The 860-nt window shown below is 58.0% G+C and carries 1 protein-coding gene; it reads left to right on the forward strand.

Going from position 1 to position 860, the window contains the following annotated elements:
- Positions 1-679, forward strand: a 679-nt coding sequence (locus C4K88_RS18040; RefSeq protein ID WP_104122818.1) for an SDR family NAD(P)-dependent oxidoreductase, incomplete at its 5' end; no start/stop codon positions are given.
- Between the last annotated feature and the right edge of the window lie 181 nt (positions 680-860).

Below are 860 nucleotides of genomic sequence, written 5' to 3' on the forward strand. Positions count from 1 at the left end.
CGTCGTCATCGTCGGTCACCGTGAAGACAAGGCCGAAGAGGCCCGCAAGGCGCTGTCGTCGTTGGGCACCGTGACCGCCCTGACTGCCGATCTCTCGCGAGCCGAAGATGTGAAGCGACTCCTGCATACCATCGATGAACACCACAAGGACATCAATCTTCTGGTCAACGCGGCTGGGGTGTTCTTCCCGAAGGCGTTTCTTGAGCACACGGAAAGTGATTACGAACAATATTTGACGTTGAATAAAGCGTTCTTCTTCATCACACAAAAAGTCGTGGCCAATCTCGTGGCCAGCGAGCGTCCCGGCGCCATTGTGAACATCGGCTCGATGTGGGGCAAGCAGGCGATTGCGGCTACGCCGTCGTCCGCGTATTCGATGGCAAAAGCAGGTTTGCATTCGCTGACCCAGCACCTTGCGATGGAGCTGGCATCCAAACAAATCAGGGTCAATGCCGTTTCTCCGGCGGTTGTCGAAACGCCGATTTACGAGGGATTCATACCCAAGGCCGAGGTTCATGGCGCCTTACAGGGATTCAACAGCTTCCACCCAATCGGCAGGGTTGGGACGCCACAAGACGTCGCCGAGGTCATCCTCTTCCTGTTGTCGGACAAGGCAGCATGGGTGACGGGCGCAATCTGGGACGTTGACGGCGGCGTGATGGCCGGGCGTAACACATAATGGGGGAACGAGAAATGAACACAAACATTAAAGGAACTCCCGGCAACGGGATCAACGTCGGCGCATTGCGTGAGTTTGCAGATCAGGTCGCAGCAAAGCCCGCCGCAGGCATCGCGACGTTCGGCGTCGTGACAACCTGGGAGGGTGGCACCCGGACGCGTGCGCGAACCATGCCGCTCGT

It is taken from the genome of Arthrobacter pityocampae, from assembly GCF_002927275.1.
Taxonomy (GTDB): Bacteria; Actinomycetota; Actinomycetes; order Actinomycetales; family Micrococcaceae; genus Arthrobacter_D; species Arthrobacter_D pityocampae.